The following is a 25,702-nucleotide window of genomic DNA, read 5'->3' as shown; positions in this document are numbered from 1 at the left end:
ACGCCGCTGGAGATGACGGACCGCGAGGGGCGGTTTGTTACGCAGGATCCGATTGGGCTAAGTGGTGGGGTAAACCTTTATGGATACACCCGAAACCCTATTGATTGGATTGACGCCTTAGGGTTAAGTTGTGAGAGCCTGAATGGAAAGTATAGTGAGACGACTAAGGCAAAGCTTCCAAGCTGGGTTGCCGAGTCTTTCCATAATGGTGAATACAAGACTATTGTAACTACTAAAGATATTTATGCGTATCGTGTTTTTGGTGGTAATGCCAAGGCAGGTGGAGGTTTTGTATCTACAACGCCGGCTTCTAGTAGAATACAAGCGAAGTTAGACGCGGCCCTGTTACTGGAATGGAAAAATACACGGCAATTTGAGGCTAAAATCCTTATTCCCAAGGGGACGACACTCAATGTGGGAGCGGTGGCGCCGCAGATCACCAAGTCAGGAACAGTATTTAAAGGCGGTGCGGACCAAATGCTAATGCCGCAAAATTGGCCTGAAAGTTGGATTGTGGGTGTCAGAAGTATAAGCGCTATATAAAGGTTGCGAGATGAAAGAAGCTGAGTTGGTAGGTTTGTTGCGAGAAATACTGAGTGAGTTAAAAAAGCTTCAGGCCGAGCGAGGCGGAACTGATCTTCGTTCTATTGTCGAAAATTACGAAAGGGCGATAGTGCTCTTGCTTGGTGGTAATTTGACCGATAATTTAATCAAGTTTTCTCCTAGGGAGTATTTAGAGATATATAGTGATTATGAGAATCCACTGCTTGAAAAAATGGATTTTGCACAGAAGGAAATTAATCATTATTTGGTGGTCGGGCTTTGAGTGCTTGGTGTTTTTTTAGACGTTATTTTTGATGGTGCAAAATGTATGCAGGCATGTTGTTGCGGAGTGACTTGTAGATAGTTGTTTTTTCTATAGATCATGAAAGGTCGAGAAGCAACATGTATTCAAAAAATATGGTGGCACAATGATGAAGCTTATGGGGTAGCTCCAGCGTGATGTAAGTTATTTGGCATCCTCTGACTCTCTGATCAATGGCTTGAGCCGTACTCATAGTAAAATATGACAAAAATTTGCATTCATCTAACCACGGGTATATACACGCACCATGCTCGATTCCCAATGTTTATGCATCAACCTGCGTCGCGCCGCCCGTGGCGTCAGCAGGCATTACGACGGCGCTCTCGACGGCTTCGGGATCAACGTTGCGCAGTATTCTTTGCTGTGCAATCTGCAGCGTCTGGATCAGCCGAGCATCTCGGTCCTGGCCGAGGCCATGGGGCTGGATCGCAGCACCCTGGGGCGCAATTTGCGGGTGCTGGAGGGCGACGGCCTGGTGACGCTGGTCGAGGGCGAGGACATGCGCAACCGCATCGTCCTGCTGACCGAGGCCGGGGCAGAGCGCCTCAAGGCTGCGTTGCCGGCCTGGGAAGCCGCACAGCAGCGTTTGATCGATCGCCTGGGTGCCGAGAAGCGCGAAACCTTATTGAAGCTGCTGGACGAACTGGCGTGATGCCGGTTTTTCCGATCTTAAGCGGGTATATACCCGCTACTGGAGAATAACAATGACATCGATGTGGCGTACTTGCGGCTGGGTTCTGTTGGGGAGTGCGCTGATCCTTGCGTTGTCTCTGGGCGTACGACATGGCTTCGGGCTGTTTCTGGCGCCGATGAGCGCCGAGTTCGGTTGGGGCCGTGAAGTCTTTGCCTTCGCCATCGCCCTGCAGAACCTGATCTGGGGCCTTGCCCAGCCGTTCACCGGTGCATTGGCCGACCGCTTTGGCGCGGCAAAAGTGGTGCTGATCGGTGGTGTCCTGTACGCGGTGGGGCTGATTTGCATGGGGCTCTCCGATTCGGCGGTGACCTTGTCGCTGAGCGCCGGCCTGCTGATCGGCATCGGGCTGTCCGGTACGTCGTTCTCGGTGATCCTGGGGGTGGTCGGTCGCGCAGTGCCGCCGGAAAAACGCAGCATGGGCATGGGCATCGCCAGTGCCGCCGGTTCGTTCGGCCAGTTCGCGATGTTGCCCGGCACCCTCGGTCTGATCGGCTGGCTTGGCTGGTCCGCGGCGCTGCTGGCGTTGGGTTTGCTGGTGGCGCTGATCGTGCCGCTGGTGAGCATGCTCAAGGACAAGCCGCTGCCGGTGCTGGGGCACGAACAAACCCTTGGCGAAGCACTGCGCGAAGCCTGCTCTCACTCCGGATTCTGGCTGTTGGCGTTCGGCTTTTTCGTGTGCGGATTCCAGGTGGTGTTCATCGGTGTGCATTTGCCGGCCTACCTGGTGGATCAGCACCTTCCGGCGACGGTCGGCACCACGGTGCTGGCGCTGATCGGCCTGTTCAACATATTCGGCACCTACACCGCTGGATGGCTCGGCGGGCGGATGTCCAAGCCGCGTTTGCTCACTGGTTTGTACGTGCTGCGGGCGGTGGTGATTGCGTTGTTCCTGTGGGCGCCGGTGACCACCACCTCGGCCTACCTGTTCGGCATGGCCATGGGCTTCCTGTGGCTGTCGACAGTGCCGTTGACCAACGGTACGGTAGCGACCTTGTTTGGTGTGCGAAACCTGTCCATGCTCGGTGGGATTGTTTTCCTGTTTCACCAGCTCGGTTCGTTCCTGGGCGGCTGGTTGGGCGGGGTGGTGTATGACCGGACCGGGAGTTATGACTTGATCTGGCAAGTGGCAATTCTCTTGAGCCTGTTGGCCGCCGCCCTGAACTGGCCGGTGCGCGAGCGGCCGGTAGAGCGTCTGCAATCACAAATGAGTGCGACATGAACAGTCTTTGGCCGCGGGTCGCTGTAGCCGCCGCCTGCGCCTTGTTGCTGGCGCTGTCGTGGTGGGGCTGGCATCAGGGCGGGCTGGCGCTGATGCAGTTGGGCATGGGGACTTGCTAGCGCGATGGCGGGGCGAGTAACGTCGAACCCTGACGAATTCCCAAGGATGTCCCGAGATGCTGATGCGCTGGCTGGCAGTTCCTGCGTTACTGGTCACATTTTCCGGGTGGGTTCACGCGGCGGATTGCCCGGATCTGTTGCAAGGCTCGTTGCCCAAGCTGCGTGCCAAGGAATCCATTGATTTGTGCCAGCGCTTCGCCGGTAAGCCGTTGGTGGTGGTCAATACCGCAAGCTTCTGTGGCTTCGCTCCGCAGTTCAAAGGCCTTGAGGCGCTGAACCAGCGCTTCAAGGGGCAAGGGCTGGAGGTCATTGGCGTTCCGTCCAACGATTTCAAGCAGGAGTCGAAGGATGGCGCCGAGACTGCCAAGGTCTGCTACGTCAACTATGGCGTGACCTTCACCATGACCGAACCGCAAAAAGTTCGTGGCGACGATGCGACGCACTTGTTCAAGGTCCTCGCCAGTCAAGCGAGCGCGCCGAAGTGGAATTTCTACAAGTATGTGGTGGATCGCCAAGGCAAGGTGATCGCCAGTTTCTCCAGCCTGACCAAGCCGGATGATCCGGAGTTCATTGCGGCGGTGGAGAAAGCGCTGGCTTCGCCACCGCTCGTTTCGACCCCCTGAGCATCACCCACGAAAAAGCCCCGTCTCTGTGAAGAGAGCGGGGCTTTTTTGATTCCGTTGGCGGGCGGTTCAGGCTCGCCGGGAATCATCAGAAACGGTAGGTCGCGCCGAGACCGAAACCGTTCGCGTAGTTTTCATACTTGGAGTTGTAGCTCTGGCCACGGTCGTTGCTGTTGTTGATCTTGACCGACTCTTCGTGCAGGTACGAATACGCCAGGTCGATGGTCAGGTCGTCGGTCGGGCTCCAGCCTGCGCCCAGGCTGAACGCCTTGCGATCGCCCGTCGGGATGCGTGGGGAACGGTCGACGTTGTTGGTCGGTGCCTGGTCAATGGACAGGCCGCCACGCAGTACCCATTGCTTGTTCAACTGGTAGGACGCGCCGATGGCGTGAGCCCAGGTGTCGTGCCAGTTCTGTTCTTCGGTGATGGTGCCGAACTGGCCGTTCAGAACAGCCGGAACACCTGTGTTTTCAACGGTGATGTCTTTCAGGCGGCTCCAGCGGGTCCAGGTGCTGCCTGCATACAGAGTCCATTTGTCGTCGAGTTGGTGAGTGACCGAGAAGTCCACCGATTCAGGCGTGGTCACATCCAGCGAAGCGTCGAACTTCTGATTTGGGTTCTGGCCGATCAGGCTCAGCACGTTGTAGTTGACCTTGGTGCTGCCCTCGAGCTTGTACTTCACTTTCGAGTGGTAGGTCATGCCGACGCGAGTACTGTCGGTGGCTTGAATCAGCACGCCGATGTTGTAGCCCAGCGCGGTGTCGTCGCCTTCGATCTTGACCTTGCCGTCTGGCGCGGCCTGGGTAATCGACAGGTTCGACTCCAGGGTGCCGTCAATGCGGTTGATGGTCGGGCCAAAACCGATGGAAACCTTGTCGTTGAAGGCGTAGCTGACAGTCGGTTGCAGGGTGACGACCCTGACTTCGCTCTTGCTGCCGAAGTAACGACCGGCAAAGCCGTTCTCGTAATCAGTCACCAAACCGAACGGCGCGTAGACGCCGAATCCGACCGCCCACTGGTCATCGATTGGCTTGACGTAATAGCCCATCGGCACGCCCATGAAGGGGACCATGTCACCCTTGTTGGTGCCGCCGTTTGGACGGGAGCTGGCATCACTGATGTCGGTGTGCGCGTCGATAAATGCGACACCACCGGTCACTTGTTCGCGTTTGAGGCGAGACATGCCGGCAGGGTTGCCGAAAACAGTGCTTGCATCATCGGCAGAGGAAGATCGCCCGGCAAAACCTGTACCCATCCCGCTGATGCTTTGTTCGTTGAGGGCAAAGCCACTTGCGAAAATCTGGGTGGATGCCATGGCAACGGCGAGACTGATACTGGTTTTGAGCATTACTTTTTTCATTATTAGAACTCCTGGTGATCACCGGGGCGAAAATTACCAACATTTTCGTCCCGGCGCCATAGGCTGTATGCCTTGATTTAGAGCGGTTTTGTAGGACAATCCGACCAGATTCGCGGCGTGTTGCGCGATCTTTGGATCCAGAGGTGTCAGCAGGCTACCTGATTCAGCGGTGAAACACAGGTTTGCCAGGCGCAAGTGAAGTCACGCAGGCGCCCCTGGGGATGAAATGTCTGGCGCCAGATTCTGGCCATGCCCAGCAAATCATCGGGGGCGGGGAGGGGGGTATTCTGTTCTTCCACCAGCAGCCAGGCGATGGCTGTGGCGTAACGCAGGTTGACGGTCAACTCGAGGTGCGGGCCACTCAGGAACGCATGCTGGCTGGCCAGGCCGCGGACCAGGCTCGCACGTTCCGGATCAAGGGCCAGGTAATGGTCCCAAAGGGCCTGGTGGCGGGGTTCGGCGATGCGGTACAGACCGTGCCCGCGGCGGTCATGCAGGGCAGAACCAAGGGCGGACTGGCTGGCGGCAATGCCCAGCAGCAGGGATTCGGCAGTAGCGCTATGTTGTCCGAGATAGATCAATGTCGGACGAATCACATAACGGCACAGTTCGCTGGCAGCGATACCCATAAAACCCTCGAAACCTGAATTGGGCGGCGATACCTGAAGGGGGCTTGGCAGCTGTGAATCGACTCAGGCTCACCGCAAGCGGGTCAAGCCGCTTGAGTTGAAGTGTAGTGTCATATTCGCGCCGTAAAGGCCTGTTTTTAAAATATTTCCAACGACCAGTTATAACCCTTATATCGGATCGTGCTTAGTCGTGGCTGGAGGGCAGGGAAACATCGGGCAATAAAAAGCCCCGCTTTTCGGGCAGGGCTTTCGGGTTTTCAGCCTTTCTGGCGTTTCAGGCAACCAGTGCCTGACGGGTACGCTCGATCACGGCCTGCAGCGGCTCGGCGCTGGAGTATTGATCGGGGTACAGGCGTTCGCTGTGACGAGCGATGCCGTGTTCGTTGACCAGTGTGAAGCTGAAGCAGCCTTTGCGAGCGGCCATGATCAGGCAGTTCATTGGAGCAAAAGCGTTGGTTAGGGTGCGAATGGCATCCTGAGTCTGGATTTGAGTAGACATTATTGGGTGTTCCTACAATTGACACGGATAAGAACCGTGCAGCGTTAAAACGTTCCAGTAACGTCGATCACCATTGATCGAACGAAGAACCCGACTGGAACAAAGCAGCCAGTTTGAAGCGCTGAAAAGTTGGCGCGCTTGGGCTGGCAGGTAGGTACTTAGGAGGGCAGGCAACACATCGAGGGCAAAGGTTCTGGGCCCGGGGTGAAGATCCTGATCAATTTGCAGGTTGGTTCGAGCAGAGTAGGCAGGCGGAACAGCACCCTTTGTTTTCGATTCAAAGGTGGTGTTGGCGCAAGATTTACCTGGAAACCATCGAGGTGGTCGATCCCGCTTGTTCGGTGGAGGCTTCCGTCGGGAAGGCTGACCGGGGGGATTTGTTCGACCAGAATTGACTTTCAGCTTGGTACTAACGCCGCGGATACTAACGGATTGAACTGGCCAAGGGAAGTGTGTTAACGAAAAGAGTTTCCCGGCCGGTGCCTGATATGGCCATTTTTGGCCTGTAGCGGCGTGCATAAGGCTGCGCTGTCTGCGATTGATACGCCTTGTATCCGGACAAAATCCGACCACCGGTCATCGAAGTTTGTAGCCGCGCAACCGTCCAGATGCAGGGTTTGCCAGGGCTTATCCCCAGGCGAGGCCAGAAAATGCGCCGAAAAGGTGCATCGATATAACCGTCGCAAAGGCACTTGTGCACATTAGTTGCGCAGTCTGTCACCCCGCTGTCATCACATGTTCAAGCACAATGGCTGCCTGTAACCAAAATTTAAGTCAATGAAAAACATCGCTTTTTTTTACTGGTGAAAAAATCGTCAGTTTGACTGCGAGCCCCATTCCACAGGGCTTTGAGCGGGTTCGAGGGCGGTTGTCCACTGAGTTATCCACAGCTTCTGTGGATTGTCCCGAGCGCTTGCTCTAGGACGGGCGTGCCGGGATATTTTCAGCTTTACCTGTAAGAAAAAGAGAGTAAAGTTGCGCGCCTTCCGATCTGCCCCACAGTGCTTTATGAAGTTTCGCTCAGCCTCTGTTTCCTCTTCCTCCACACCACCTTCTGTTGCCCCTACCAAGCGCTTTTCCATGCGCGTGGCAGAGTGGCTGTTGGACAGTCCGCACCTGGGCGAAAACCGTAACGTCAAACACATCGCCGGACGCCTGCTTAAGCAGCCGGCCCGGGAAGGCGTGGTGGCCGCGCAAAGTCGCCTTGGCCAGTTGATGTGCCGGGAATGCGGGAATGCCCGGGACCGCCGGATCGGTCAGGACCTGCTGCGTCAGGCCGCCCGGGCAGGCGATCGCCGTGCGCAACAGGAACTGGGGCTGATCGAAGACTGAGCTGTCCAAGATCAGGCGCCTTGGTTAACCTTCAGGCTTTATCCCAATGGCAGGAGTGGCTATGGCAGTGGACTTGACCAGCGTATTGCTGGGTCTGGCAGCGGCTGGGTTGCCGTTGCTGGTATTGGCCTGGCAACTCCAGCGTCGGGCCAGCACCACGCAAGCCGACGTTGCGCTGCTGCACGAACGCCTGGCCATGGCACAACTGGCGCAGGACGGATTGAGTGCACAACTTGAGTCCAGCCGCGATGAAGTCGGCGATCTGACCCAGGCCAATGCCGCCAAGCAGGCTGATCTGGCGGCGCTGCGTCGTGAAGTCGAACTGCTGCAGATCGAGCGCGACGACGCCCGGGACGCCGCCCATGCGTGGAATATCGAGCGCGCCGGCAAAGAAGCCGAATTGCGCCGCCTGGATGCCCAGGCCGCCTCGCTCAACGCCGAGTTGCGCGAACAACAGGACAGCCATCAACAACGCCTCAACGACCTGCAAGGCTCTCGGGATGAATTGCGCGCGCAGTTTGCCGAGTTGGCGGGGAAAATTTTCGATGAGCGCGAGCAGCGTTTTGCCGAAACCAGCCAGCAGCGCCTGGGGCAGTTGCTCGATCCACTCAAGGAACGCATCCAGTCCTTCGAAAAACGTGTCGAGGAAAGCTATCAGAACGAGGCTCGTGAGCGTTTCTCCCTGGCCAAGGAGCTGGAGCGTCTGCAGCAGCTGAATCTGCGCTTGAGCGATGAGGCCACCAACCTGACCCGCGCCTTGAAAGGGCAGAAGACCCAGGGCAATTGGGGCGAGCTGATTCTTGAGCGGGTGCTTGAGCATGCGGGGCTGGAGAAGGGCCGCGAGTACCAGACGCAGGTCAATCTCAAGGGGCCGGACGGCGAGCGCTTCCAGCCGGACGTGATCATTTACCTGCCGGGCGACAAGCAGGTGGTGGTCGACTCCAAGGTCAGCCTGACGGCCTATCAGCAATACGTGGCGGCTGAAGACGAGGGCATCGGCCAGATCGCCATCAAGCAGCACGTGCTGTCGTTGCGAAATCACGTCAAGGGCCTGGCCGGCAAGGATTACAAGCGTCTCGATGGCTTGCACAGCCTGGATTTCGTGTTGCTCTTCGTGCCGATCGAGGCGGCGTTTTCTGCCGCGTTGCAGGCCGAGCCGACGCTGTTTCAGGAGGCTTTCGACCGCAACATCGTGATCGTCAGCCCCACCACGTTGCTGGCAACCCTGCGGGTCATCGACAGCCTGTGGAAACAGGAGCGCCAGAGCCAGAATGCCCGGGAAATCGCCGAGCGGGCAGGCTGGCTGTACGACAAGTTCGTGCTGTTCATCCAGGATCTGGACGAGGTCGGCAATCGCTTGCAGCAACTGGACAAGGCCTACAGCTCGGCACGCAACAAGCTGACAGAGGGGCGAGGCAACCTGGTCAGTCGCAGTGAACAACTCAAGTTGCTGGGCGCACGGGCGAGCAAGAGCCTGCCGGCGGACTTGCTGGAGCGGGCGATGACGGATGTGGACGGGTTGGTCGAATTGCNGTCGGCAATCGCTTGCAGCAACTGGACAAGGCCTACAGCTCGGCACGCAACAAGCTGACAGAGGGGCGAGGCAACCTGGTCAGTCGCAGTGAACAACTCAAGTTGCTGGGCGCACGGGCGAGCAAGAGCCTGCCGGCGGACTTGCTGGAGCGGGCGATGACGGATGTGGACGGGTTGGTCGAATTGCCGGAATAGCCCCAGGCGAGCGTGGACCTTGTGGCGAGGGGGCTTGCCCCCGTTGGGTCGCGCAGCGGCCCCCATGCTATTTAAAGAAACTATTCAGGAAGCACCGGTTACCTGATTGACGACTGCTGCGCAGCCGAACGGGGGCAAGCCCCCTCGCCACAGAAGGTTGTGTTGAACCGAATTACAACGGCAAATACCGGCTCAACAACGCGCGCAACGCTGCCGGTTTCACCGGTTTGGCCAGATAGTCCAGCCCCGCGGCATGCACCTGGTCAACCGTCTCCGGCCGGCCATCGGCGCTGATCACCACGCCGGGAACCGGCTCGCCCATCTGAGTGCGCAGCCAGGCCATCAAGTCGGTTCCGGTCTCGCCATGATCGAGGTGGTAATCCACCAGTGCCAATTGCGGGCGCATGCCTTCGGCCAGCAGCGTTGCGCACTCTTCGCGATTGCGTGCGGTCCAGACCTGGCAACCCCAGCGGCTGAGCAGGCTGTTCATGCCGATCAGGATGCTGTCCTCGTTGTCGATGCACAGCACCTGCGCGCCATTGAGCAATTTGCCATTGAGCTCGGCGACTTTGACCGGCGCTGCGGTTTGCGCCCGGGCCAGCGGCACGCTGACGCTGAACACACTACCGCGTCCCGGCCAGGAGCGAACGCGCAGGGTGTGACCGAGCACGCGACATAGTCCGTCGGCAATCGCCAACCCCAGGCCGAGGCCTTTTTCGGCCCGTGTCTGGTGGCTGTCGAGGCGCTTGAACTCTTCGAAAATCACCTGCTGTTTGTCTTCCGGAATACCTGGCCCACGGTCCCAGACTTCCAGGCACAGTTGTCCTTTGCGCCGACGAACCCCCAGCAGCACCGGCCCTTTGCCGTAGCGAAATGCGTTGGTCAGGAAGTTCTGCAGGATCCGCCGCAGCAGTTTGATGTCGCTGTCGACCCGCAGCGCGCTGCCGCGAACGCGGAATTCCAGTTTTTGTTCTCGCGCCAGTGCCTTGAATTCGGTACCGAAGGTGTCGAACAGTTCGTTGACTGCGAATGGCTGGCGATTCGGGTTGATCTTGCCGTTCTCCAGGCGGGAAATGTCCAGCAGGTCGCTGATCAAGTCCTCGGCCGAGCGCAGCGAACTGTCCAGGTGTTCGACCAGTTTCTGCGCTTCGCCGGACAAACCATCGTCCTGATGGGAGAGGGCGGCGGAGAACAGCCGCGCCGCGTTCAGCGGTTGCATCAAGTCGTGGCTGACCGCCGCGAGAAAACGGGTCTTCGACTGGTTGGCCGCCTCGGCGTTGCCCTTGGCTTCGGTCAGGGCAACGTTGAGTTGCGAGAGTTCGTGGGTCCGTTCGGTCACCCGTTGCTCCAGGCCTTCGTTGGCTTCGGTCAGCGCCTGCTCGGCTTCGCGGAACGCGGTGATGTCGGTGAAACTCATGACGAAGCCACCGCCCGGCATCGGGTTGCCGATCAGCTCGATCACCCGACCATTGGGGAACAATCGTTCGGAAGTATGTGCGCGGCCCTGACGCATCCAGTGCAGGCGACGCGCGACGTGAACCTCGGCTTCGCCCGGGCCGCACAGACCGCGCTCGGCATTATGGCGAATGATGTCGGCGATGGGCCGGCCGACACTGATCAAGCCATCCGGGTAGTTGAATAGCTCCAGGTATCGACGGTTCCAGGCCACCAGTTTCAGCGACTGGTCGACCACGCTGATGCCCTGGGTGATGTTCTCGATGGCGCCCTGCAGCAAGGCGCGGTTGAATTGCAGCACCTCCGAGGCTTCGTCGGCGATGCGCACGACGTCCTCCAGTTGCATCTCCCGGCCTTCAATGGCGGCTTTTACCACCGCGCGGGTCGAAGAGGCGCCGAGCACGCCGGCCAGCAGGCGTTCGGTATGGGCGATCCATTCACTGTCGGCGTTCTGGTTCGGGTTGAAGCCTTTGCCCTGGCGGTAGGCAAAGCGGATGAAGCTTTGACGGGCGCGCTCTTCGCCGACGAAGCGCGCCGCCAGTTGCAGCAGGTCGTCGATCTGCACCGCCAGCAACGAGCGTGCGTTGGGGCGGGCACTGATTTCCTGGCCGATGAAGCGGCCCGCTTGCCAGTGCTCGGAAACCCGGGTGCGCGACAGCACCGAGACCCAGGCGAACAGCGTGAAGTTGCCTGCCAGTGACAGCACCACGCCCTGGGTCAGCGGGGTGATCGGCAGGTTCAGCGGATTGCTGTGTAACCAGGCCAGCCCCGGGAATGTGCTCAGGGACAGGCCGAGGCTGAGGGCGGCAATCGGCAGGATCAGGGTGTAGAACCACAGGAACGTGCCCGCGGCGAGGCCAGCGAAAACCCCGCGACGGTTGGCCTGTTTCCAATACAGCGCGCCAAGCATGGCAGGGGCCAGTTGAGTCACGGCCGCGAAGGCGATCTGGCCAATGGTCGCCAGGCTTGCGGTCGAGCCCAGCAGGCGGTAACTGACATAGGCCAGCAGCAGAATGACCACGATGCTGACGCGGCGCACCGACAACATCCACTGGCGGAACACTTCGAACGGGCGCTCGGCGTTGTTGCGACGCAGCAGCCAGGGCAGCAGCATGTCGTTGGAAACCATGGTCGACAATGCCACGCTGGCCACGATCACCATGCCGGTGGCCGCTGATGCGCCACCGATAAATGCCAGCAGGGCCAGCGCCGGATGCGCCTGGGCCAGGGGCAGGCTGATGACGAACGAGTCCGGCAACACTGAGCTGGGCAGCATCATCTGCCCGGCCAGGGCGATCGGCACGACAAACAAGGCAGCGAGGGCGAGGTAGGTCGGGAATACCCACTTGGCGAGGCGCAGATCCTGGGGGTCGATGTTCTCGACAACGGTCACGTGAAACTGCCGCGGCAAGCAAATGATCGCCATCATCGCCACACCGGTCTGCACCACCATCGACGGCCAGTTGATGGTTTCCTTCCAGTACTGTTCGAGCCGTGGCGCCAGCATGGCCTGGTCGAACAGATCGTCGAAACCGTCGTACAGGCCGTAGGTCACGAACGCGCCGACGGCGAGAAACGCGAACAGCTTGACCAGCGACTCGAAGGCAATCGCCAGCACCATGCCGCGGTGGTGCTCCGTGGCGTCGAGGTTGCGGGTACCGAAGACGATGGTGAACAGCGCCAGCACCAGCGACACGATCAGCGCGGTGTCCTGGGCTCGGGTGCCCATGGCGTCGGCGCCGGCGCCGATCAGCAGGTTCACGCCGAGCACAATGCCCTTGAGCTGCAGCGCGATGTAGGGCAGCACGCCGACCAGGCAAATCAGCGCCACCACCACCGCCAATGGCTGGGATTTGCCATAGCGCGCAGCGATGAAGTCGGCGATCGAGGTGATGTTCTCCTGTTTGCTGATCATCACCATTTTTTGCAGGACCCACGGCGCACCGATCAGCAACAGAATCGGCCCGAGGTAAATCGGCAGGAACGACCAGAGCTGTTCGGCGGCCTGGCCCACTGCGCCGAAAAACGTCCAGCTGGTGCAATAGACCGCCAGCGACAGGCTGTACACCCAGGCTCGCACACGCGGCGGCAAGGGCGCGCTGCGACGGTCGCCATAGAAGGCGATGGCGAACATGATGGCCATATAGGCCAGGGCGACGGCGGCGATCAGCCCGGTGGACAGCGACATGGGGACTCCAGACAAAAGACACCCGGACCTCCCGCCCGGACAGACAGTCTCGCACGACCGCCAGCGTTAGTCAGTGTCGACCAAGGTCGTGGCGTGGCGGGGTGTCGCAGGGGGATTTGCTGTGCCTGAAGTGGCCTCTTCGCGAGCAAGCCCGCTCCCACATTTGATCGCATTCCAATGTGGGAGCGGGCTTGCTCGCGAAAGGGCCTTCACTGATTCAATGCGATCTCGATCAATCGGTGCAACTCTTCGAGTTCCAACGGCGCCTCGGCAAACAGGATGCGAAACACCGTCGGCGCGGCGATCAGATTGATCAGCCGGTCGACACTGGGCCTGGGCACATCCGGATAACGATCCAGAATCGTCTGCAGTTGCCCGCCAATGATCGTCGCGCAATAACTCGGCTTCAGCGCTGCCTGTACGTCGCAGAGCATGTTGCGGCCGGGTTCGGAGCTCATTTCGTCCAGGTACTGTTCCGCCCAGGCGCGCACATCGCCGTGAAGGCTGCCGGTATTGGCCGGTTCGTTGTCGGGCTGCATGCGGGCGAGGGCGACGTCGGCCAGCAGCGCCGACACATCGCCCCAGCGCCGATAGATGGTTGACGGCGTGACGCCTGCGCGCGCAGCGATCTGCGGGACGGTCACGCTGGCGCGGTCCTGCTCCTGCAGGAGTTGACGCACGGCCGCATGAATCGACTCTTGTACCCGTGCGCTGCGGCCACCGGGGCGTAATGTGGGAGCGGTCATCCTGTGTTTCCTGTATTGCGCTGGGTGCCGTCGCAGGCACCCGGTCCTGAAAGCCATGCCTGGGACCTTAACACAAAGAATTTGCTTTAAGAGGGATCCAGTAGCACACTCCGCAAAAGCAAAAAATTAGCTTTTGCGGAGTGTGTCCATGCCCGGTTCTCGTTCAAATCGTGCCAGCCTGTGGTTTCTGGCCGTTACCTTGCTCAGTTTTCTGGCGGCCTCCACTGCGCCGACCCCGCTGTACCACCTGTATCAGGAACAGATGCAGTTTTCTGCCGCGACCCTGACCCTGATCTTTGGCGTGTACGCCCTCAGCCTGTTGGCGGCGTTGCTGACGGTCGGCTCGCTGTCGGATTACCTGGGACGCAAGCCGGTGATTTTTACGGCGGTGGTTCTGAACATGTTGGCGATGCTGCTGTTCATTCACGCCGACAGCGTCGCCTGGCTGATCAGTGCCCGAATTCTGCAAGGTTTTGCCACCGGGATGGCGACCGCCGTGCTGGGCGCAACGCTACTGGATACCGACCGCGAACGGGGGCCGCTGGTCAATAGCGTTGCACCGTTGACCGGCATGGCCATTGGCGGGCTGGGCTGCGGTGCGTTGGCCGAGTACGCCCCGGCTCCGTTGCACCTGACTTTCTGGCTGCTGCTGGCTTTGTTCGTGATGCAGGCGTTGTTTGTCTGGCGCTTGCCGGAAAGCGTCTCGCGGCAGGCCGGGGTTTGGGCGTCATTGCGACCGACGCTGCATGTGCCACGGCAAGCGCGCTCCACTTTGTGGCGGGTGCTGCCGCTCAATACTGCCCTGTGGGCCCTCGGCGGTTTCTACGCATCCCTGGCGCCTTCGTTGGTGCGCACGGCCACGGGCTCGACCTCGAACATGATTGGCGGGGCGACCGTGGCCGCCTTGACGTTAACCGGCGCGCTGATGATTTACAGCATGCGCAACCGACCCGCCAGCAAGGCGTTGTTATTGGGCGCCAGCATGATGCCAGCGGGTGTCGTGTTGATATTGCTGGGGGTGCACGGTGCCAGCCTGCCGCTGTTTTTCCTTGGCACACTGGTCGCAGGCTGTGGATTCGGTTCCGGTTTTCTCGGCACCTTGCGTAGCCTGGTGCCGCTGGCCTTGCCCCATGAACGTGCCGGGCTGGTGTCGACGTATTACGCGCTCAGCTATCTCGCCTTTTGCCTGCCATCGCTGCTGGCCGGGAACCTGAGCCGGACCCTCGGCCTGGTGGCGACCGTCGATGGGTATGGTGTGGTGTTGATTATTCTGGCCCTTGGCGCTTTGGCAGGTTTGATGCGCCCGCGTTCCAGCAGGGTGTGCGAGGCCAATCCATGACATTGCGTCATGGGCATGCCTGATTGAATATCTATAAAGTAGATAAGATATAGAGAAATTACCCGTTATATAGATATTCGATTCGGATCTAACATGGGCTCTACCTCACGAGAGGACAGGAGTTCGCCATGACATGCGCCAATAGCATCAAGCCCGGTATCAAACCTTTCAGTCACTTGCAGCATCCCCGCGAGGTGATTCGCCAGTTCACCCCCAACTGGTTCGCGGCCACCATGGGCACCGGTGTGCTGGCGTTGGCGCTGGCGCAATTGCCGGTCGCCATACCCGCCTTGCACGCCTTCGCCGAAGCCCTGTGGCTGTTCAATATCGGGCTGTTTCTGCTGTTCACGGCGATGTACGCGGCGCGTTGGCTGATGTTTTTCGATGAAGCGCGACGGATCTTCGGCCACTCCACGGTATCGATGTTTTTCGGCACTATCCCGATGGGCCTGGCAACCATCATCAACGGCTTCCTGGTGTTCGGCCTGCCGCGCTGGGGGGAAGGCGTGATTCACGTCGCCGAGGTGCTGTGGTGGCTGGACGTGGCGATGTCGCTGGCCTGCGGAGTGCTGATTCCCTACATGATGTTCACCCGCCAGGAGCACAGCATCGACCAGATGACAGCGGTCTGGCTGTTGCCGGTGGTCGCGGCAGAAGTGGCGGCCGCCAGCGGTGGCCTGCTGGCGCCGCATTTGGCCGACGCTCATGCGCAACTGGTGGTGCTGGTGACCAGCTATGTGCTCTGGGCCTTTTCCCTGCCGGTGGCCTTCAGCATCCTGACCATTCTGTTGTTGCGCATGGCCCTGCATAAACTGCCCCACGAAAACATGGCCGCCTCGAGCTGGCTGGCCCTTGGCCCGATCGGCACCGGTGCGTTGGGCATGCTGGTACTGGGCGGCGATGCACCACTGATTTTCGCGGCCAACGGTTTGCCGGGTATTGGTGAGATTGCTGCAGGTTTGGGGCTTGTGGCCGGTATCACCCTGTGGGGCTTCGGCTTGTGGTGGATGCTGATGGCGTTGCTGATCACTGTGCGTTACCTGCGTGCAGGGATTCCATTCAACCTCGGCTGGTGGGGCTTCACCTTCCCGTTGGGCGTGTATTCTCTGGCGACGTTGAAGCTGGCCACTACCTTGAGCCTGACGTTTTTCAGTGTGTCTGGCTGTGTGCTGGTAGCGTTGCTGGCCGTGATGTGGCTGATCGTCGGCAAGCGCACGGTGCTGGGCGCCTGGCGTGGCGAACTGTTTGTCTCGCCGTGCATTGCCGGATTGAAGAAATAACCGGCAAAGATTAGGTAATGTGTGGCCTGGATCGGTATTTGATAATCCAATAAGAATCCAGGCCACTCGCTACCTAACATCAGGGACACATGGAAGATGAGTCACCCCTCACAGTTCACCTTGCTGCGCACCCGGCGCTTCCTGCCGTTCTTCATCACCCAGTCCCTCGGGGCGTTCAACGACAACGTATTCAAGCAGTCGTTGATCCTCGCCATCCTCTACAAGCTGAGCATCGAAGGTGACCGCTCCATCTGGGTCAACCTGTGTGCGCTGCTATTTATCCTGCCGTTTTTCCTGTTCTCGGCCCTGGCCGGGCAATTCGGGGAAAAGTTCGCCAAGGACGCGTTGATCCGCCTGATCAAGCTTGGGGAAATCGCCATCATGGCGGTCGGCGCTGTCGGCTTCCTGTTCGATCACCTGTCGCTGATGCTGGTGGCGCTGTTCGCCATGGGCACCCATTCGGCGCTGTTCGGGCCGGTGAAGTACTCGATCCTGCCGCAGGCCCTGCGTGAAGATGAGCTGGTAGGCGGCAACGGCCTGGTGGAAATGGGCACCTTCCTGGCGATCCTCGCCGGCACCATTGGCGCTGGGGTCATGATGTCTTCGGCGCATTACGCGCCGGTGGTGTCCACGGCGATCATCGGCATTGCCGTGCTCGGCTACCTGGCCAGCCGCAGCATTCCCCGCGCGGTGGCCGCCACGCCGAATATGCGCCTGAACTGGAACATCTTCAGCCAGTCCTGGGCCACGTTGAAACTGGGCCTGGGGCAAACGCCGGCGGTGTCGCGCTCGATTGTCGGCAACTCGTGGTTCTGGTTTGTCGGGGCGATCTATCTGACGCAGATCCCGGCGTATGCCAAGGAATGGATGCACGGCGACGAAACCGTGGTAACGCTGATCCTGACGGTGTTCTCGGTCGGCATCGCCTTGGGTTCGATGCTGTGCGAGAAGCTTTCCGGACGCAAGGTCGAGATTGGCCTGGTGCCGTTCGGATCGTTTGGCCTGACCGTCTTCGGTCTGCTGCTGTGGTGGCATTCCGGCGGGATCCCGGACAGTGCCGCCGGCCATGGCTGGATCGAAATCCTCGGTTTCGGCCACACCTGGCTGGTGCTGCTCGATATCCTTGGCCTGGGCGTCTTCGGCGGTTTCTATATCGTGCCGCTGTATGCATTGATCCAGTCGCGTACCGCCGAGCACGAGCGGGCGCGGGTGATTGCCGCCAACAACATCCTCAACGCATTGTTCATGGTGGTGTCGGCAATTGTCTCGATCGTCCTGCTGAGCGTGGCCAAGCTGTCGATCCCGCAACTGTTCCTGGTGGTCTCGCTGCTGAACATCGGCGTCAACGCCTACATCTTCAGGATCGTCCCCGAGTTCACCATGCGTTTCATGATCTGGCTGCTCAGCCATTCCATGTACCGCGTCGAGCACCGCAACCTGGACCTGATCCCCGATGAAGGCGCAGCGTTGCTGGTGTGCAATCACGTGTCATTCGTCGATGCCTTGCTGATTGGCGGGGCGGTGCGTCGGCCGATTCGCTTTGTGATGTATTACAAGATCTACAACTTGCCGGTGCTGAACTTCATCTTCCGCACCGCGGGGACGATTCCAATCGCGGGGCGTCATGAAGACATCCAGATCTACGAAAAGGCCTTCACGCGCATTGCCCGGTATCTGAAGGACGGTGAGCTGGTGTGCATCTTCCCCGAGGGTAAATTGACCGCCGATGGCGAGATGAATGAGTTCAAGGGTGGCTTGACGCGCATTCTCGAAGAGACGCCGGTGCCGGTGATTCCGTTGGCCTTGCAAGGGTTGTGGGGGAGTTTCTTCAGCCGCGATCCGGGTAAGGGGCTGTTTCATCGCCTGTGGTCGCGGGTGACCCTGGTGGCAGGGCCGGCGGTAGCGGTTGAGGCGGCGGAGCCTGCCAGGTTGCAGGCGTTGGTGGGGGAATTGCGCGGGGCCGTAAGATAATCGGTGATTCTACCGGCCTCTTCGCGAGCAGGCTCGCTCCCACACTGGATCTTCAGTGAGCACGACACTTGTGTGAAACGGAAAAACCTGTGGGAGCGAGCCTGCTCGCGAAGGCGATAGTGGCCTAGGCGCTGACCTTGAGGCCAACCAACCCGGTAATGATCAATGCCACACTGGCCAGCCTCACCAGCGCCATGGATTCGCCAAACAGAATGATCCCGGCGATCACCGTGCCTACGGCACCGACGCCGGTCCAGATCGCATAGGCCGTACCCAGCGGCAATTCCTTCATGGCAAGGCCGAGCAAGCCAAGGCTGACGGCCATGGCCGCAACGGTCAAAACAGTGGGGAGCGGGCGGGTGAAGCCGTCGGTGTACTTGAGGCCGACGGCCCAGCCGACTTCGAACAGGCCGGCGAAAAACAGAATGATCCAGGACATGAAGACCTCCATCGATTGACGGGGTCGTCCCCAGATTAATGACTCGATCGAGCCGCGAGGTCGTCCTCGCGATGCGCAATATAGTGCCCAGTATTAACCCGGGGATCAAGATCGCGGATCAAGATCGCAGATCATTCAGTGGCTTGTTGAGCAGCGATTTCCCGGTCCTGTTTCTCGCTCATGCGACGGAAGTAAGTCGACAGCAGCGCCCCGGAAATGTTGTGCCAGACGCTGAACAATGCGCTGGGCACCGCCGCCAGTGGCGAAAAGTGCGCACTGGCCAGCGCCGCACCCAGTCCGGAGTTCTGCATGCCGACTTCCAGGGCCAGGGACTTGCGCTGTGCCAGGGGCAGCTTGAACAGGCGCCCGGTGAAGTAACCCAGCAAGTAGCCAAAGCTGTTGTGCAGCATGACCACGGCCATGATCAGCAGGCCGGACTCGGCAATCTTCGCCTGGCTGGCGGCGACTACTGCGGTGACTATGATCACGATGCTGACCACCGACACCAGCGGCAACACGTCCACGGCGTGTCGCACCTTGTCACCGAGCAGCCGTTGGGCCACCACGCCCAGCACGATCGGCAACAGCACCACTTGCAGGATCGACCAGAACAACTCCATGAACGACACCGGCAACCAGGCCGAGGCCAGCAGCCAGATCAGCGCTGGCGTCAGCAACGGGGCGAGGAGGGTGGTGACGGCGGCGATGGCCACCGACAACGCCAGGTCGCCACGGGCCAGCCAGGTCATCACGTTCGACGAGGTGCCGCTTGGGCAGCAGCCCACCAGAATCACGCCGACGGCGATTTCCGCCGGCAAGTGGAACGCCTGGCAGAGCAACCACGCCACACCGGGCATGATCACGAAATGTGCAACCACGCCCAGGGCCACGCGCCATGGGTGGCGAGCGACTTCAGCGAAGTCTTCGAGTTTGAGGGTCAGGCCCATGCCGAACATCACCAGCCCCAGCAAGGGCACGATGGCGCCTTTGAGGCCGAGGAACCATGCCGGCTGCAGGAACGCCACGGCCGCGAAAATCAGGACCCAGTAAGCGAAGGTGTTGCCGACAAAACGACTCAATGCAGCCAGTGCGCGCATGGCTTGATCCTTATTATTAAGTAGCACCACAAAAAACCAATGTGGGAGCGAGCCTGCTCGCGAAGGCGGTGGGTCAGTCAATCTATATGTCGACTGATACTCCGCTTTCGCGAGCAAGCCCGCTCCCACAGTTTGAGATCACAAGCTGTTAGATCCCCTGCGGAGTCTCTTCGCCGCCCAGCGCTTCAACCAGCGCCGGCAGGAAGTCGCCGAACGTCAGCATCATCAGGGTGAAGCTGGCGTCCAGTTGGCCGAGGGCTTCGTCGCCGCCGTCCTGTTCCGCCTGGTCTTGCAGCAGGTCTTCGAACTTCAGGCGCTTGACCACCATCTTGTCGTCGAGGACGAACGACAGTTTGTCCTGCCAGGCCAGGGACAGTTGCGTGACCACTTTGCCAGTGCTCAGGTGCAACTGGATTTCTTCGCTGGTCAGGTCCTGGCGCTTGCAACGCACGATGCCGCCGTCTTCATGGGTGTCGCGCAGTTCGCACTCGTCCAGCACAAAGAAATCGTCTGCGGCTTTCTGCGTGGTGACCCACTCGGTCATGGTCGCGGTCGGGGACATTTTTACGGTCAGCGGACGTACCGGCAGGGTGCCGATCACTTCGCGCAAGGTCGACAGCAGGTCTTCGGCGCGTTTCGGGCTGGCCGAGTTGACCAGGATCAGGCCCTGTTTCGGCGCGATGGCGGCGAAGGTCGACGAACGGCGGATAAAGGCGCGAGGCAGGAAGGCCTGGATGATTTCATCCTTGATCTGATCGCGTTCCTTTTTATAGACCTTGCGCATTTGCTCGGCTTCGATCTCTTCGACCTTTTCCTTGACGGCGTCACGCACAACGCTGCCCGGCAGAATACGTTCTTCCTTGCGCGCGGAAACCAGCAGGAAGTCACCGCTGACGTGCACCAGCGGTGCATCTTCGCCTTTGCCGAACGGCGCGACGAAACCGTAGGTGGTCAACTCCTGGCTTGCACATGGGCGCGCCAGTTTGGTGGCCAGTGCAGTTTCCAACGCCTCGGCATCAACAGGCAGATCTTGGGTCAGGCGATAGATAAGCAGGTTTTTGAACCACATGGGGTGAGCCTCTCCTTTATACAAAGGCGGGCATTATTGTCTTCGCCGTGCCATAGGCCAACCTTTCTCTAAGCCTTTGGAAGGCCTGAGAAAATTATTTTAAAAAGTGCTTGCCAGAGGTTGGGTCGCTCCGTAGAATGCGCGCCACACCGAAGCGAAGGGTGATTAGCTCAGCTGGGAGAGCGTCTGCCTTACAAGCAGAATGTCGGCGGTTCGATCCCGTCATCACCCACCATTCGTTTCAAGTGTTTAGCGCAGCGGTAGTTCAGTCGGTTAGAATACCGGCCTGTCACGCCGGGGGTCGCGGGTTCGAGTCCCGTCCGCTGCGCCATATTCGGTAACCTGGAACACTGAACGCCAGGTCACCACGGAAAAGCCCGCTTAGGCGGGCTTTTTTCTGCCTCAAGTTTGTATGTTGTACCCGCGGGACGTGTCGTTTCACCGGTTTTTAGATTTTTTTGAAAAAAACTTCAAATAAATCAACACTTTATAAAAACTTGTGGCATAATGCGTCCCGTAACGAAGCGAAGGGTGATTAGCTCAGCTGGGAGAGCGTCTGCCTTACAAGCAGAATGTCGGCGGTTCGATCCCGTCATCACCCACCATTCGTTTCAAGCGTTTCGCGCAGCGGTAGTTCAGTCGGTTAGAATACCGGCCTGTCACGCCGGGGGTCGCGGGTTCGAGTCCCGTCCGCTGCGCCATATTCGGTAACCTGGAACACTGAACGCCAGGTCACCACAGAAAGCCCGCCTAGTGCGGGCTTTTTGCTGTCCGGGATTTGGCTTTTTTCGCGCCCTGTAGGAGCGAGCTCGCTCGCGATGGTCGTCAACGATAACGCGTAATTTCAGATAGCCAGCGGAGCCCATTGGTTTTTCGCGAGCGAGCTCGCTCCTACAGTCCGGTGTTGCGGCTGTGGCGGTAGTCGCTGACGGCTTCATACACGGCCTTGCGCAGGCGATTGATCCCGCCGATAGGGCGGTGTGCTTCGATGCCAAACCAGGGGTTGAACGACTGGTTGTCGCATTGCAGGTTCAGCGCCGGTGTATCGAAGTCCTGCGCCGGCACGTTGATCCGCGCCACCGTTTCGAAGGGCGCATCGCTTTCACTCCACTCAACGCTGGTGTCCTCGATCGGCATGTACTTGTTGGCGTCCTGTCGCTGGATTTGCAGGGCGAAACACGCGGGCACCCGGTCGGTCGACAGCTGTTGGTTCAGCGCATTGCGCAGAAAGTTTGGCAGCTTGCGATTTTGTTCCGGCAGGCTGTAGGCCGGGCAGTTATCCGGATCGGGTATCACCCGGAACTTCGCGTTGGCTTCACCGAATTTGTAGGGTGACACCGAAAAGTAGGTCGTTTGGGTTGGGCTCGACGGGGCGGGGGACAATGTCGCCAGGGCAATAAACAGGTGACGAACCTGCCAGGTGCGTGGATCCCAGCCTGGGAAAAAAGCCATGATCTTTTTACCATCGGCCTGGGCGGCGACGTTCTGACGGTATTCGGCGACATTGCTGACAAAGAAGTTCGGATGGCTGAACATCACAAAGTCCTGTTCGCTTCGCCCCTGCTGATCGCTCAACAGTTGTTTACCCGGAACATCGAACAGTTTGATCGCCATGCCCCGGGCGTCACGGATGCTGTCGAACTGCGGGTAGGCATTGCCGTTGGACAGGCGCATCGTCGCTTGCCAGATTTTGCCCGGCTCGCTGAACACGCCCTGGCGCAGTTCGCCTGGCAGTTCCGGCAGCACCCGGACTTCGGCCTTCACGCAACCGTGGGCCTTGGCATGGGCGTCGCGCAGGTAGCGGGTGTTTTCACGGTGCTGATCGACGATGCGCACGGCGGTCTGGATGATGTCCTGGGTCATCGCCGCTTCACCCTCAGGTATGAGCTCTTGCGCCGACACCGGTCCGCGATGCTGCCAGGCAAACCAGGCGGTGGCCAATACCCAGCCAAGCACTGCGAGACCCAGCAGCCACAGCACCAGCTTGCCGAGGAGTGCGCCCAGGCGCAGCCAGAGAGTTGTCAGCATGGGAAAGTCCTTTTGTCGTGGGCTGGGTTCATGGCAATTGCGCTTCCAGCGGGCCGCCCAGCACCTTCAGGTATTCCAGCAGCGCCCAGCGCTCCTCCGGCTGCAGCCAGCGGCCGATCACGCCGTTGCCGGGTTTGCCGGCGCGGAATTCATGACCGCTGTTGTGGTTGCCGGTGATTCGCGTGTCGAACAGAAAACCATTGGTGATGGCTTCGGTGCGGTAACCCAGGTGTCCCGGGTCGTATTCGAAAGTGCCTTTGTAGAACGTGGTCGCACGCTCATCCTGAGGCGACAGCAATTGATAAATGCTCGGCACCGAACCGTTGTGCAGGAACGGCGCGGTCGCCCAGACACCGGCCAATGGCCTGGCCTTGTACGAACGCAATTCGCGCACACCGATGGGCAGGCCGAAACCGTCCATTTCCGGGCGCTCGGCAGGGCTGACGTGGGCGTCCTGATACGCGCGGTCCCGGACAAATGCCGTGACATAGGCCAGCCCCTTGGCCACGGACATCCTGCTCAGGTCCAGGGGTTCGGCGGGTTTTGGCTCTACATCAAGTTTGTCCAGATCCGCCTGCGTCCATTGCAGCGCTGTCAGGTCGAAGCGGTGGTCGGCGATGTTGTTGGCCGCACCGGGGTCTGTGCCGATGTAATCCACCGGGAGCATTTTCAAGTGCTGAACGTATCGCCCCTCGCCCTGGGTGGCAGGCGGTACATGACAGCCTGCGCAATTTTCCGTGAACAAGGTGCGCCCCTTTGCTGCCAGGGGTTTGTCGATCGCACCCAGCAGATCTTCAGGCCAGGCGGGCGGCGAGAGTCGTTGCAGGGTCTCTTCGATCAGGTGCAGGTCGCGCACACGGACACTGGAGGGATAGCGGGCATCGCCCGTCAGCGGCTGGCCGTTCCTGTCGAAGAAATCCAGCGTGGCGCCGACGCCCAGCGCCTCGCCGATGTTGCGCGCCATCGGTTGTTTCGCCGAGCCGTTCCACTGCACCCATTCGAACGTCCACATGTACCACAACTGCGGATAGTCGACCGGGGCATTGGCTACGCGGTAGTTATCGGGGGAAATTGCGTCACCGAAACTGGCGTTGGCAATGCGTCCGAAGGCGTCTGTACGCCCCGGGCCTTCCTCGGTTGGATAGAGCCCGCGATGGGTGTCGTTCCAGGCCACTTTGAGGAATGTATCGAGTGAAGATTTGAATTCCTTGCGCAACTGTTGGTGGCGGGCGTCGTAGTCCTGGCCCAGCACGTTGCGGGCGAAACGTTCGAACTTCCACGGGTTGTAATAGGTCGAGACCAGGCTGGCCACCAGCGCTTGTCCGAAACTGCCGCCTTTGAGTGTAGGAACACTCGACGGCAGGACATGCTGCGCCGAGCCGCCGTCGATACGCACCGCTTGACCCTTGAAGCGCAGCTCACCGGTGTGGCAGGCCGCGCAGGTGATGTCCAGAAGCACATCCGGGCTCCCTGCATTCTGGTGCCGGGTAAAGCCTGCCGGGAGGTTGCCGGGGTTGTTCGGTGTCGGTTTCTGGCCGGGGTCCACCAGAAAACCGAAACGTGCGAGGTACTCGGGGGCGGCGAAACGTTGCTGCGAGAAAGGCAGTTCGAGGGCGGTGAACCAGTCATAGTGCAAGCCTTTGACCTGAGTGCCCTGGGGAGTGAAGTAATAGGTCTCTCGATCGGTGGCGCTCCATTGCTCCAGGTAATGTACCTGTTGCGCGGGCGACCAGACCGGCAATTTCGGGTTGGCTACGTAGTAGAGAACCACGGCCATGACCAGCCCGAGCAGCACTGCGATGAGAGCCAGCAAGCGAAAGAAGAGGCGCAAGATAAACATCCTTGTCGGGTGATCTTGCCGTTATCCCCCAGTCCCCAAGGTGCGGCAAGAGGCCATTACGCCAGATGTTGTAGGTTCAGGAACCGGTCTGCGTCGGAACAAGATGAAAGAAGCTTCATCAGCCGAATTGTGAAATGCGTTTAAACACCTGAACTTATCAAGTGTTTCCGGCTCTCATGCCGGTAGCCATTGGTCGTGGCGGCCTGATAAGCTCGCGGCTTTACTCGATTGCCCTTTAGGCGCATGAACAAGGAAATAGCATGAAACAGCATCGGTTGGCGGCGGCGGTGGCCCTGGTTAGCCTGGTACTCGCGGGTTGTGATTCGCAGACCAGCGTAGAGCTGAAAACTCCGGCGCAAAAAGCTTCCTACGGCATTGGCCTGAACATGGGCAAGAGCCTGGCTCAGGAAGGCATGGATGATCTCGATTCCAAAGCTGTAGCCCAGGGCATCGAAGACGCCGTCGGCAAGAAAGAGCAGAAGCTCAAGGACGAAGAACTGGTCGAGGCGTTCGCCGCGCTGCAAAAGCGTGCCGAAGAGCGCATGGCCAAGATGAGCGAAGAGTCGGCTGCTGCCGGCAAGAAGTTCCTCGAGGAAAACGGCAAGAAAGCCGGCGTGACGACTACCGCTTCGGGCTTGCAGTACGAAGTCGTGCAGAAAGCCGATGGCCCTCAGCCAAAGCCGTCTGACGTAGTGACCGTCCACTACACCGGCAAACTGACCAACGGCACCGTTTTTGACAGCTCCGTCGAGCGCGGCAGCCCGATCGATCTGCCGGTCAGCGGCGTGATTCCGGGTTGGGTCGAAGGCCTGCAACTGATGCACGTTGGCGAGAAGTACAAACTGTACATCCCTGCTGACCTGGCTTACGGCGCTCAAAGCCCGAGCCCGGCGATTCCAGCCAATTCGGTGCTGGTATTCGACCTGGAACTGCTGGCCATCAAGGACCCGGCAAAAGAAGACGCTCCTGCCAAGTAAGCAGCGTCTGCTTCGATAACAACGCCTCGCTCATGCGGGGCGTTGTTGCATCTGGCGCTCGGCACGGGTAAACAAAACGAACAGACGCTCTAGACCGGAGTCTCAGGCATAGTAGCCCTGGCGGTAGACGCACAAGGCCGCCAAGTCAATGAAATTATGGGTTTTTTTTGATGAGTAAAAAACGCCCGATCTGAACGCAGGCCTT

At 59.6% G+C, this 25,702-nt stretch carries 22 protein-coding genes, 4 tRNA genes and 1 pseudogene; 17 read left to right on the top strand and 10 right to left on the bottom strand.

Annotated features, from left to right (window positions below):
- The 6 genes from ACLD1X_RS16665 to ACLD1X_RS16640 form a co-directional block, all read left to right on the top strand.
- Positions 1 to 543, top strand: a 543-nt coding sequence (locus ACLD1X_RS16665) for an RHS repeat-associated core domain-containing protein (RefSeq protein WP_429369427.1), incomplete at its 5' end; no start/stop codon positions are given.
- A gap of 10 nt (positions 544 to 553) precedes the next feature.
- Entirely contained in the window at positions 554 to 826 is a 273-nt protein-coding gene (locus ACLD1X_RS16660; RefSeq protein WP_429369425.1) for a hypothetical protein, read from the top strand.
- A gap of 286 nt (positions 827 to 1,112) precedes the next feature.
- Complete coding sequence (locus tag ACLD1X_RS16655) at positions 1,113 to 1,517, top strand: MarR family winged helix-turn-helix transcriptional regulator (RefSeq protein ID WP_008017903.1); 405 nt, start codon at positions 1,113 to 1,115, stop codon at positions 1,515 to 1,517.
- 52 nt (positions 1,518 to 1,569) lie between these two features.
- Complete coding sequence (locus ACLD1X_RS16650) at positions 1,570 to 2,778, top strand: MFS transporter (RefSeq protein WP_429369423.1); 1,209 nt, start codon at positions 1,570 to 1,572, stop codon at positions 2,776 to 2,778.
- Positions 2,775 to 2,897 carry a hypothetical protein gene (locus ACLD1X_RS16645; RefSeq protein ID WP_429369421.1) on the top strand — a complete coding sequence of 41 codons (123 nt, stop codon included), beginning with the start codon at positions 2,775 to 2,777 and terminating at the stop codon, positions 2,895 to 2,897. The genes ACLD1X_RS16650 and ACLD1X_RS16645 overlap by 4 nt, the downstream gene beginning before the upstream one ends.
- Before the next feature lie 56 nt (positions 2,898 to 2,953).
- Positions 2,954 to 3,520, top strand: a complete 567-nt coding sequence (locus tag ACLD1X_RS16640; RefSeq protein ID WP_429369419.1) for a glutathione peroxidase — start codon at positions 2,954 to 2,956, stop codon at positions 3,518 to 3,520.
- An 88-nt stretch (positions 3,521 to 3,608) separates the two neighbouring features.
- Here the strand turns inward: ACLD1X_RS16640 and ACLD1X_RS16635 are convergent, their stop codons facing one another.
- The 3 genes from ACLD1X_RS16635 to ACLD1X_RS16625 form a co-directional block, all read right to left on the bottom strand.
- Complete coding sequence (locus ACLD1X_RS16635; RefSeq protein ID WP_429369417.1) at positions 3,609 to 4,880, bottom strand: OmpP1/FadL family transporter; 1,272 nt, start codon at positions 4,878 to 4,880, stop codon at positions 3,609 to 3,611.
- A gap of 146 nt (positions 4,881 to 5,026) precedes the next feature.
- A complete protein-coding gene (locus ACLD1X_RS16630; protein ID WP_057399385.1) occupies positions 5,027 to 5,509 on the bottom strand; it encodes a hypothetical protein in 483 nt (160 codons plus the stop codon).
- Positions 5,510 to 5,783: 274 nt separating this feature from the next.
- Entirely contained in the window at positions 5,784 to 6,008 is a 225-nt protein-coding gene (locus ACLD1X_RS16625; protein WP_008051046.1) for a hypothetical protein, read from the bottom strand.
- 1,008 nt (positions 6,009 to 7,016) lie between these two features.
- Here ACLD1X_RS16625 and ACLD1X_RS16620 point away from each other — a divergent pair.
- The 3 genes and pseudogenes from ACLD1X_RS16620 to ACLD1X_RS16610 form a co-directional block, all read left to right on the top strand.
- Positions 7,017 to 7,340: a sel1 repeat family protein gene (locus ACLD1X_RS16620; protein WP_429369414.1), complete on the top strand. Its 324-nt coding sequence runs from the start codon at positions 7,017 to 7,019 to the stop codon at positions 7,338 to 7,340.
- Between the two features lie 175 nt (positions 7,341 to 7,515).
- A complete protein-coding gene (gene rmuC / locus ACLD1X_RS16615; protein WP_429369441.1) occupies positions 7,516 to 8,931 on the top strand; it encodes a DNA recombination protein RmuC in 1,416 nt (471 codons plus the stop codon).
- Positions 8,874 to 9,068 (top strand): annotated as a pseudogene (locus ACLD1X_RS16610) (DNA recombination protein RmuC); the annotation flags it as partial. The gene rmuC and the pseudogene ACLD1X_RS16610, both read left to right, overlap by 58 nt.
- 172 nt (positions 9,069 to 9,240) lie before the next feature.
- On the opposite strand, the gene ACLD1X_RS16605 reads toward ACLD1X_RS16610, so the two are convergent.
- Positions 9,241 to 12,711: a hybrid sensor histidine kinase/response regulator gene (locus tag ACLD1X_RS16605; protein WP_429369412.1), complete on the bottom strand. Its 3,471-nt coding sequence runs from the start codon at positions 12,709 to 12,711 to the stop codon at positions 9,241 to 9,243.
- 209 nt (positions 12,712 to 12,920) lie between these two features.
- On the bottom strand, positions 12,921 to 13,457 hold the full coding sequence (locus ACLD1X_RS16600; RefSeq protein ID WP_429369410.1) for a TetR/AcrR family transcriptional regulator: 537 nt from the start codon (positions 13,455 to 13,457) through the stop codon (positions 12,921 to 12,923).
- Positions 13,458 to 13,605: 148 nt separating this feature from the next.
- Here ACLD1X_RS16600 and ACLD1X_RS16595 point away from each other — a divergent pair, with 148 nt between their 5' ends.
- The 3 genes from ACLD1X_RS16595 to ACLD1X_RS16585 all read left to right on the top strand — a co-directional run bounded on the left by ACLD1X_RS16595 (position 13,606) and on the right by ACLD1X_RS16585 (position 18,047).
- Positions 13,606 to 14,796, top strand: coding sequence for an MFS transporter (locus ACLD1X_RS16595; RefSeq protein WP_429369408.1), 1,191 nt, complete (start codon positions 13,606 to 13,608; stop codon positions 14,794 to 14,796).
- Between the two features lie 128 nt (positions 14,797 to 14,924).
- Positions 14,925 to 16,076 (top strand): TDT family transporter, encoded by a 1,152-nt coding sequence (locus ACLD1X_RS16590; protein WP_429369406.1) that lies wholly within the window; start codon positions 14,925 to 14,927, stop codon positions 16,074 to 16,076.
- 96 nt (positions 16,077 to 16,172) lie between these two features.
- Positions 16,173 to 18,047, top strand: a complete 1,875-nt coding sequence (locus ACLD1X_RS16585) for an MFS transporter (RefSeq protein WP_429369405.1) — start codon at positions 16,173 to 16,175, stop codon at positions 18,045 to 18,047.
- A gap of 124 nt (positions 18,048 to 18,171) precedes the next feature.
- Here the strand turns inward: ACLD1X_RS16585 and sugE are convergent, their stop codons facing one another.
- From sugE to rdgC, 3 genes are all read right to left on the bottom strand, one after another.
- Positions 18,172 to 18,486, bottom strand: a complete 315-nt coding sequence (gene sugE / locus ACLD1X_RS16580; RefSeq protein ID WP_057399377.1) for a quaternary ammonium compound efflux SMR transporter SugE — start codon at positions 18,484 to 18,486, stop codon at positions 18,172 to 18,174.
- 131 nt (positions 18,487 to 18,617) lie between these two features.
- Positions 18,618 to 19,583 (bottom strand): bile acid:sodium symporter family protein, encoded by a 966-nt coding sequence (locus tag ACLD1X_RS16575; protein ID WP_429369402.1) that lies wholly within the window; start codon positions 19,581 to 19,583, stop codon positions 18,618 to 18,620.
- Positions 19,584 to 19,731: 148 nt separating this feature from the next.
- Positions 19,732 to 20,652, bottom strand: a complete 921-nt coding sequence (rdgC, locus tag ACLD1X_RS16570; protein ID WP_007969735.1) for a recombination-associated protein RdgC — start codon at positions 20,650 to 20,652, stop codon at positions 19,732 to 19,734.
- Between the two features lie 159 nt (positions 20,653 to 20,811).
- Between rdgC and ACLD1X_RS16565 the strand changes: the two genes are divergently transcribed.
- From ACLD1X_RS16565 to ACLD1X_RS16550, 4 genes are all read left to right on the top strand, one after another.
- Positions 20,812 to 20,887 (top strand) — tRNA-Val (locus ACLD1X_RS16565).
- A 19-nt stretch (positions 20,888 to 20,906) separates the two neighbouring features.
- A tRNA-Asp gene (locus ACLD1X_RS16560) sits at positions 20,907 to 20,983 on the top strand.
- Between the two features lie 198 nt (positions 20,984 to 21,181).
- Positions 21,182 to 21,257: transfer RNA gene (locus tag ACLD1X_RS16555), tRNA-Val, on the top strand.
- 19 nt (positions 21,258 to 21,276) lie between these two features.
- Positions 21,277 to 21,353 (top strand) — tRNA-Asp (locus tag ACLD1X_RS16550).
- A 190-nt stretch (positions 21,354 to 21,543) separates the two neighbouring features.
- On the opposite strand, the gene ACLD1X_RS16545 is transcribed toward ACLD1X_RS16550, so the two are convergent.
- Together ACLD1X_RS16545 and ACLD1X_RS16540 are read right to left on the bottom strand one after the other, a co-directional pair.
- Positions 21,544 to 22,680 carry a catalase family protein gene (locus ACLD1X_RS16545; protein ID WP_429369400.1) on the bottom strand — a complete coding sequence of 379 codons (1,137 nt, stop codon included), beginning with the start codon at positions 22,678 to 22,680 and terminating at the stop codon, positions 21,544 to 21,546.
- 28 nt (positions 22,681 to 22,708) lie between these two features.
- Complete coding sequence (locus ACLD1X_RS16540; RefSeq protein WP_429369398.1) at positions 22,709 to 24,511, bottom strand: di-heme-cytochrome C peroxidase; 1,803 nt, start codon at positions 24,509 to 24,511, stop codon at positions 22,709 to 22,711.
- 269 nt (positions 24,512 to 24,780) lie between these two features.
- Here ACLD1X_RS16540 and ACLD1X_RS16535 point away from each other — a divergent pair, with 269 nt between their 5' ends.
- Positions 24,781 to 25,497, top strand: coding sequence for an FKBP-type peptidyl-prolyl cis-trans isomerase (locus ACLD1X_RS16535; RefSeq protein WP_429369396.1), 717 nt, complete (start codon positions 24,781 to 24,783; stop codon positions 25,495 to 25,497).
- Positions 25,498 to 25,702 lie beyond the last annotated feature (205 nt).

The sequence above is a fragment of the Pseudomonas sp. 18173 genome (assembly GCF_050432945.1).
Classification (GTDB): Bacteria; Pseudomonadota; Gammaproteobacteria; order Pseudomonadales; family Pseudomonadaceae; genus Aquipseudomonas.
This window is presented reverse-complemented; position numbering and strand designations above follow the sequence as displayed.